Here is a 6,497-nt window from a genome sequence, read left to right on the forward strand (position 1 = left end):
CCCCAGCGCCAACCCCCACCAGACGCCCGTCGGCCCCCAGTTCAGATGGAAGGCCATCCACCACGCGGCCGGCGCACCAATCAGCCAATAGCAGCCCAAACCCACCAGGAACGTGGTCTTGGCATCCTTGAGTCCGCGAATGCAGCCCATGGCAATGGTTTGCGTGCCGTCGAACAGCTCGAACCACGCCGCCACCGCCAACAAGCTCACGGCCAGTTCGATGACCGGGCGAAAGGCTGGGTCGTTGTGGTCGAGGAACAAGCCGATCAACTGATTCGGCAGCAGCCAGAAGACCATCGCAAACCCCAGCATCGACACCGCCCCGAAGGCGATCCCGACTCGTCCGGCCAGCCGCGCATCCAGCAATTGCCCGGCGCCGTAATGCTGGCCGATGCGCATGGTGATCGCGTAGGAAAGCCCCGCCGGCACCATGAACGCCACCGAGACGATTTGCRGGGCGATCTGGTGCGCCGCCAGTTGCGTACTGCCCATGGTGCCCATGCACAGCGCGGCGAAGGCAAACAGGCCGACTTCCACCGCATAGGTGCCGCCAATCGGCAGGCCCAGGCGCCACAATTCCTTCAAGTACTGACGATTGGGCCGCGACAGCCCCTGGCGCAACGGATAAGCGTCATAGGCCGGGTGCCGACGAATGTGCAGCGCGAGCGCCAGCGCCATCAGGTTGGCCACGATCGCTGTGACCAGACCGATGCCCATCAGGCCCATTTTCGGCAGGCCGAACATGCCGGTGATCAACGCATAGTTGAGCAGGAAGTTGGCCACGGTGCCGCCGAGGCTGATGACCATCACCGGCGTCGCCCGGCCGATCGCGCTGGTGAAGCCGCGCAGTGCCATGAAACTCAGGTAGCCGGGCAGGGCGAACGGCAGGATCAACAGAAACTGGCCGGCGGCCTGGACGTTGGTTGCGGTCTGGCCGAACAGCAGCAACACCGGTTTGAGGTTCCACAGCAGCAGACCCGCCACCAGCGCCATCAACCAGGCCAGCCACAAACCGGCCTGGGTCAGCCGCGCTGCGCCGATGATGTCGCCCGCGCCCTGACGGATCGCCACCAGGGTGCCGACCGCCGCGATCACGCCGATGCAGAAGATCGACACGAACGAATACGTCGCCGCGCCCAGACCGCCGCCGGCCAGCGCCTCGGGACTCAGGCGCGCCATCATCAAGGTGTCGGTGAGGACCATCAACATGTGCGCCAACTGCGAGGCAATCAACGGCCCCGCCAGCCGCAGGATGGCCCAGAGTTCAATACGCGCTGGATGCTGCATGATCATCACGCTCGATTGTCAGAGAGAACAGGAAGCGTYGATTCTCGGCGCTCTGCGGGGTTTCCACAAAGGGATAAAAAGGATGGGTAGCATGATTAAAACTCATGCTCGGGACTTTCTGATAAGTTGAGGCAATCGCGCTATAGGAGGTTTCCCAATGTCTCGTCGTCTCCCTCCCTTGTATGCCCTTCGAGCATTCGAAGCGGCGGCGCGGCATAGTTCGTTTACCCGCGCCGCCGAAGAGTTGTCGATCACGCAAAGTGCGGTCAGCCGGCACATTCGTACGCTCGAAGAGCATTTCGCCTGTCGGCTGTTTCATCGCAGCGGGCGCAACCTGCAACTGACCGAATCGGCGCGGCTGATCCTGCCGGGCATTCGCGAAGGTTTCACCGCCCTGGAACGAGCCTGCAATACCCTGCGTGCCGAGGACGACATCCTGCGCATGAAAGCCCCGTCGACCCTGACCATGCGTTGGCTGTTGGCGCGGCTCAGTCGCTTTCGCCACCTGCGACCGGGGAACGAGGTGCAATTGACCAGCGCCTGGATGGACGTCGATACGGTGGACTTCAACCACGAACCCTTCGACTGCGCCGTCATCCTCAGCAACGGACATTTTCCACCGGACTGGGAGACGACTTTGCTGTTCCCCGAAGAGTTGATTCCGGTGGGCGCGCCGAATCTGCTGAAGGATCAACCGTGGGACGTTGCGCGCCTGGCCAGCACCGAACTGCTGCACCCGACGCCGGACCGCCGTGACYGGCGCAACTGGCTGGAGCGCATGGGCCTGAGCGATCAGGTCTCGCTCAAGGGCGGGCAGGTGTTCGACACCCTGGAGCTGGGCATGATCGCTGCCGCCCGCGGCTACGGCGTGTCCATGGGTGATTTGCTGATGGTGGCGGAGGATGTCGCGCAGGGACGTCTGAGTTTGCCGTGGCCGACGGCCGTCGCCAGCGGTGAGAATTATTACCTGGTCTGGCCGAAAACCCGCCCGGGAGGTGAACGTTTGCGCCGGCTCAGCGATTTCCTGCAAGGCGAAGTCCGGGCCATGGAATTACCGGATGTCGAACGCCTGGGTTGAATCGATGGAGCCGCTGCAATGGCGGCCTTGAGCCATATCCCCGTTAATCACTCAAGTATTCGGCTTTGCCGCCGAAAATCTGCTGATGGAACCTTCGTACCAGGCTCCACGTTTTCCCCTCTATCAGAAATTTAGCCGAGTGCGACGGGATCAGGATGATCCGGCCCACTGGGTCAGGAGCTGTCATGTCTCAACCTCGTGCTCGGATTGCCTCACAGCTGGGTCTTGCGCTTGCCGTGATACTGGCGATTGTCATCAGCGGCAGCACCGTGTTTGCCCTGCGCTCGCTGGACGCCGCCAACCTCGCCACCCGCGAAGAGCACCTGGCCAGCGAGGCGCGGCTGCTGGCCGATCAGCTGAGCACGTTCCACGGCACGTTGCGTGAGAGTACCCAGCGCCTCAGCGGCCTGTTCGAGAAGCGCTTCAGCGCCGGTTTGAGCGTGCATCCGGATGAGCCGGTGACCGTGGCGGGCGTGCAGACCCCGGGCCTGCACCTGGGTGGCGAAGTGTTGAACAACAACTTCAAGGAAGTGGATGAGTTCAAGCAAATGACTGCCGGCGTTGCGACGCTGTTCGTGCGCAGTGGCGAAGACTTCATCCGGGTCAGCACGTCCCTGAGCAAACAGGACGGCACCCGGGCCATCGGCACATTGCTGGATCACGCTCACCCGGCTTATGCGCGCTTGATGGCCGGGCAGAGCTACGTCGGTCGCGCCWTGCTCTTCGAACGGTCCTACATGACTCAGTACACCCCCGTACGCGACAGCGGCGGTAAGGTGATTGCCGTGCTGTTCGTAGGATTCGATTACACCGACGCCCAGAACGCCCAGTTCGAAAACCTCAAGCGCTTCCGCATCGGCCAGACCGGCTCCCTGGCGCTGCTCGATGAGCAGAACAAATGGCTGGTGCCGATCGCCGGTGTGCAAGCGTTGGACGTGGCAGCACCGGCCATCGTCGGTCTGGCCAAGACACCGGGCAAGGGCGATTTCTGGAGCGACAAGTCGCAAGACTTCTACAGCATTGCCGTGCCGTTCGAAGGCGGCCCATGGTCGGTGGTGGCGAGCATGCCGAAAGCGGAAATCCGCGCGGTGACCTGGAGCGTCGGCATTCGTCTGGCCATCGGCAGCCTGTTGGCGATGTTGCTGGCGGTGGGTTCGGCGGTCTGGTTGTTGCGCAGCAAACTGGCGCCGCTGGGGGATCTGGTGCGTCAGGCCGAAGCCTTGGGGGCCGGTGATTTGAGCGTGCGCCTGAACGTGTCGAGCAACGACGAAATCGGTCAGTTGGCCCGCGCTTTCAACCAGATGAGCCAGGCCTTGTCGACCATGGTCGAGCACATTCGTAGAGCCTCGGAAGAGGTCAACAGCCGCGCCCAGGCGTTGTCTGGCTTGTCCGGTGGTGCCTATGAAGGGATGGRGCAGCAGTCCGGCGAAATCACCAGCATGGCCGGCGCCGTGGAAGAATTCAGCGCCACCTCGCTGAACATCGCCGACAACATGGGCAACACCCAGCGCCTGGCGCAGGAAAACGCACAGCAAACCCAGATCGGTCGTACGTCGATGGACGAAGCGTCCTCATCCCTGGAGCAAATCGCCGGTGCGCTGAACAGCACCGCGACGGTAATCAACACCTTGGGTCAGCGCTCCCAGGAAATCGGCGGCATCGTCGGGGTGATCACCGCGATCGCCGAGCAAACCAATTTGCTGGCGCTCAACGCTGCCATCGAAGCCGCCCGTGCCGGTGAACAAGGTCGTGGGTTTGCGGTGGTGGCCGATGAGGTGCGCAACCTGGCTTCACGCACTCGCCAGGCCACTGACGAAATTTCCGGGATGATCCAAAGTATCCAGCAGGAAACCGGCAACGCGATCAGCACCATGGAGCAGGGTAACGTGCTGATGCAGGAAGGCTTGTCGCGCAACGCCAACGTCGCCTCAGCCCTGGCGCGAATCGATGAGCAAAGTCGCTCGGCCGGTCAGCAATTCGCCGCCATCACCACCGCGACCCAGGAGCAAAGCAGCACCGCGACCTTGCTCAGCAGCAACCTGCAAAGCATTGCCTTGGCGAACAGTGAGCAGCGGGAAGTGGTGTCGAACCTGGCGGTGACTGCCAAAGAGCTGGAGAAGCTCGCGGCGGACTTGCGGCATGAGGTTGACCGGTTCCGCTGAGGCGCCTCCGAAACAGCCATCGCGAGCAGGCTCGCGATGGCATCAACTCGATTCTGCGCGTTATCCACAAGCCCCGTATCGACGATCATTTGGCGTTTGCCGTCGTGATCTCGATTTTTATGCTTGCTGAAACGTTTCTTCAAGTTTATAAAAATGGCACAACTCCAAGAAAGGCTGCTGCCATGACCCCGCTCAAACTCTTCGTTGCCCTCAGCGCACTGTCCGCTGCTTCCCACGCCATGGCCTGGGATTACGTCCTGCTCGATACCGACAAAGCCGCCCAGAACTGGCAGATCACCAGCCAGCAACTCGGCGTGAAAACCGACAAGCCCTTCTCCGTGACCCTGCGCACCTTGCATGGCGGTCGGCAGGAGGGCGTCAGCATTGTCGACATCGATAATGGCGCGATGAAACTCTCGGTGGTGCCGACTCGCGGCATGAACGTGCTGCAAGCTTCGGTCGGCAATGTGCGCATGGGCTGGGATTCGCCGGTCAAGGAAGTGGTCAACCCGTCCTTCATCGAACTCAACGGCCGCGGTGGCCTGGGCTGGCTGGAAGGTTTCAATGAACTGGTCACCCGCTGCGGCTACGAATGGGTCGGCCATCCCGGCATGGACAATGGCGAGCTGCTGACCCTGCACGGTCGCGCCGCCAACATCCCGGCCAACAAAGTCACCCTGCACATTGATGAAAAACCGCCATACGCCATCAGCCTGCGCGGTGAACTGAAAGAGCAGGCATTCAAGAAAGTCGACTTCTCCGTCGCGACCGAACTGGTTACCGAGCCCGGCAGCGTAGTGTTCACCCTCAACGACACCCTGACCAACAATGGTGATTATCCGAAGGAATACCAGGCGCTGTATCACAGCAACTTCAGCACTCCGTTCCTGGAACAGGGCGCCCGTTTCGCCGCTCCGGTGAAGCAGGTGTCGCCGTTCAACGACAAAGCCAAGGGCGATTTGCCGGACTGGCAAACCTACCGCGCACCGACCAAGGACTACGACGAAACGGTTTACAACGTGGTGCCGTATGCCGATGCCAAGGGCGATACGTTGACCGTGCTGCATAACAAGGCCGGCAGCCTGGGTGTCTCGGTCGGCTTCAACACTCAAACACTGCCGGTGTTCTCCCTGTGGAAAAACACCGATACCCAGGGCCAGGGCTATGTTACGGGGCTGGAGCCGGGAACGAGCTTTTCCTATAACCGCCGGTATCAGCGGCCACTGAACCTGGTGCCGACAATTGCGCCGAAGGAACAGAAGCAGTTCCGTATCAGCTACAGCTTGTTGGCGGATAAGGCGGCTGTGGATAAGGCGTTGAAGCGGGTGAGCGAGATTCAGGGTGGTCGGGAGACTGAAGTGCGGCAGACGCCGTTGGTTGATCTGACCAAGGGGTGATACGGACTAGAGCGTTGTTGGCCGATATTGCAGCGCTTCGGCCAAGTGTTCGCGTCTGATCCCGTCGGCTTGTTCAAGGTCCGCCAGCGTGCGCGCGACCTTGAGCAGTCGATGGGCCGCTCGCAACGACAGCGTTAAACGCTCGCAGGCGGATTCCAGCCAGTTTTCATCGGCTGTGGATAACTTACAGTGCCGGCGTAGGCCTGGCAGGTCGAGGAAGGCATTGGCGCAACCCTGGCGTTTGTGTTGCCGCTCTCTTGCATCGGCAACCAACTCGGCGGCGGTGGCTGTATCGTCGCCGGGTTTCAACGCAGGATTCAACGCCGTGGCCTCACGAGCAACCGTCAGGTGCAGATCGATGCGGTCCAGCAGCGGCCCCGACAGCTTGTTGCGATAGCGCTGCACCATGTCCGGCGTACATGAACAACGGCCGCTTGGCTCGCCAAGATATCCACAGGGGCAGGGATTCATCGCAGCCACCAATTGAAAGCGCGCCGGAAAGCGAACGCGGTCCTTGGCGCGGGAAATCACGATGTGGCCGGATTCCAATGGCTCTCTCAACACCTCCAATAC

5 protein-coding genes are annotated in these 6,497 nt (G+C 61.6%); 3 read left to right on the plus strand and 2 right to left on the minus strand.

Going from position 1 to position 6,497, the window contains the following annotated elements; genetic code table 11:
• The coding region (locus AC1DLB_RS17880; RefSeq protein WP_477785373.1) for a NorM family multidrug efflux MATE transporter at positions 1–1,287 on the minus strand (1,287 nt) is incomplete at its 3' end.
• Between the two features lie 157 nt (positions 1,288–1,444).
• Between AC1DLB_RS17880 and AC1DLB_RS17885 the strand changes: the two genes are divergently transcribed.
• From AC1DLB_RS17885 to AC1DLB_RS17895, 3 genes are all read left to right on the plus strand, one after another.
• Positions 1,445–2,365, plus strand: a complete 921-nt coding sequence (locus tag AC1DLB_RS17885) for a LysR substrate-binding domain-containing protein (RefSeq protein ID WP_477785374.1) — start codon at positions 1,445–1,447, stop codon at positions 2,363–2,365.
• 185 nt (positions 2,366–2,550) lie between these two features.
• The gene (locus AC1DLB_RS17890; protein WP_477785375.1) at positions 2,551–4,527 is read left to right on the plus strand and encodes a methyl-accepting chemotaxis protein; all 1,977 of its coding nucleotides are present in this window, start codon (positions 2,551–2,553) and stop codon (positions 4,525–4,527) included.
• Between the two features lie 182 nt (positions 4,528–4,709).
• On the plus strand, positions 4,710–5,924 hold the full coding sequence (locus AC1DLB_RS17895; protein ID WP_477743572.1) for an aldose 1-epimerase family protein: 1,215 nt from the start codon (positions 4,710–4,712) through the stop codon (positions 5,922–5,924).
• A gap of 6 nt (positions 5,925–5,930) precedes the next feature.
• Here the strand turns inward: AC1DLB_RS17895 and AC1DLB_RS17900 are convergent.
• A partial coding sequence (locus tag AC1DLB_RS17900; RefSeq protein WP_477785376.1) for an ATP-binding protein occupies positions 5,931–6,497 on the minus strand: 567 nt, incomplete at its 5' end.

This window comes from Pseudomonas sp. 05N434, assembly GCF_056396965.1.